Annotated in this window: 12 tRNA genes; all 12 read right to left on the minus strand. The window is 45.9% G+C overall.

The annotated features are described in order from the left end of the window. Window positions 1-238: 238 nt before the first annotated feature. Window positions 239-322 (minus strand) — tRNA-Leu (locus ACEN36_RS12915). A 41-nt stretch (window positions 323-363) separates the two neighbouring features. Beyond that, window positions 364-434, minus strand: a tRNA-Cys gene (locus ACEN36_RS12920). Window positions 435-455: 21 nt separating this feature from the next. Continuing rightward, window positions 456-527 (minus strand) — tRNA-Gln (locus ACEN36_RS12925). A 9-nt stretch (window positions 528-536) separates the two neighbouring features. Next, window positions 537-609, minus strand: a tRNA-His gene (locus ACEN36_RS12930). A 19-nt stretch (window positions 610-628) separates the two neighbouring features. Next, window positions 629-699 (minus strand) — tRNA-Trp (locus tag ACEN36_RS12935). Window positions 700-709: 10 nt separating this feature from the next. After that, window positions 710-790, minus strand: a tRNA-Tyr gene (locus tag ACEN36_RS12940). Between the two features lie 3 nt (window positions 791-793). Beyond that, window positions 794-866 (minus strand) — tRNA-Phe (locus ACEN36_RS12945). A 45-nt stretch (window positions 867-911) separates the two neighbouring features. Continuing rightward, window positions 912-984 (minus strand) — tRNA-Asp (locus ACEN36_RS12950). Between the two features lie 19 nt (window positions 985-1003). After that, a tRNA-Val gene (locus ACEN36_RS12955) sits at window positions 1004-1076 on the minus strand. Between the two features lie 25 nt (window positions 1077-1101). Further along, window positions 1102-1173 (minus strand) — tRNA-Glu (locus ACEN36_RS12960). 24 nt (window positions 1174-1197) lie between these two features. Then, window positions 1198-1287: transfer RNA gene (locus tag ACEN36_RS12965), tRNA-Ser, on the minus strand. A gap of 44 nt (window positions 1288-1331) precedes the next feature. Continuing rightward, window positions 1332-1405 (minus strand) — tRNA-Asn (locus ACEN36_RS12970). Window positions 1406-1456: the final 51 nt, after the last annotated feature.

Consider the following 1456-nt stretch of genomic DNA (forward strand, 5'->3'; position numbering starts at 1 on the left):
ATTTGTTGCAATGAAACTGGTACTATATCTTGTCTTTTCATCATCATTCCTCCAACTTGTTTACTATGAAATCAAGTATAGAGCGGAAAAGAAGATATTTGAAGATACCGTTTCATTTTGCGCTTACCTATAAACTCACATTTTTTTACTTACCAACGTCAAATGTTGTAGAACCGAAATTTGTATATAACAGTATAAAAAAAGCAACAACGCTATTATACGCTGTTGCTTTTTAGTATACCGGCGGCCGGAATCGAACCGGCACGCCCTCGCGGGCACAGGATTTTGAGTCCAGCGCGTCTACCAGTTCCGCCACGCCGGCAAGATTACTAATTGCAAGTTTTAACTTTTATTAAAGTCATAAGGCGGTAACCGGATTTGAACCGGTGATGAAGGTTTTGCAGACCTCTGCCTTACCACTTGGCTATACCGCCAAAATATAATATTTAAACAAACTGGGCTAGCTGGATTCGAACCAGCGCGTGAGGGAGTCAAAGTCCCTTGCCTTACCGCTTGGCTATAGCCCAATAAAAAAGGGCGACTGATGGGGATCGAACCCACGCGTGCCGGAACCACAATCCGGTGTGTTAACCACTTCACCACAATCGCCATAATTTAAATGTACTAACAGGGGTAGTAGGAATCGAACCCACATTGATGGTTTTGGAGACCATAGTTCTACCGTTAAACTATACCCCTAAAATAATAATGGAGGGGGGCAGATTCGAACTGCCGAACCCGAAGGAGCGGATTTACAGTCCGCCGCGTTTAGCCACTTCGCTACCCCTCCAAATGGCCCGGGACAGAGTCGAACTGCCGACACCTTGAGCTTCAATCAAGTGCTCTACCAACTGAGCTACCGGGCCATATGCATTAGGAAAAATTAGTGCTATTCTATTTTTTCAAAAATACGGTCTCGACGGGAATCGAACCCGCGATCTTCTGCGTGACAGGCAGACATGTTAACCCCTACACCACGAGACCATAATTTAATTTGTTGCAATGGAGGTTAACGGGCTCGAACCGCTGACCCTCTGCTTGTAAGGCAGATGCTCTCCCAACTGAGCTAAACCTCCAGGTTTGAATAAACCTTTATTACAATGACCCGTACGGGATTCGAACCCGTGTTACCGCCGTGAAAGGGCAGTGTCTTAACCGCTTGACCAACGGGCCATAACTTACATTAAAATTTCACAACGGAGAGTAAGGGATTCGAACCCTTGAGACAGTTTTCACCGCCTACACGATTTCCAATCGTGCTCCTTCGGCCAGCTCGGACAACTCTCCAGATTCTAGTTTCCTTGTACCCTATACATGAAAATACTATGTAACTCCGCAAGTAGGACTCGAACCTACGACATCGTGATTAACAGTCACGCGCTACTACCAACTGAGCTATTGCGGAATAACTATATGCGCGGCAACGTCCTAGTCTCACAAGGGGAAACCCCTCACT

This window comes from Desemzia sp. FAM 23989 (assembly GCF_045528345.1).
GTDB lineage: Bacteria > Bacillota > Bacilli > Lactobacillales > Carnobacteriaceae > Desemzia.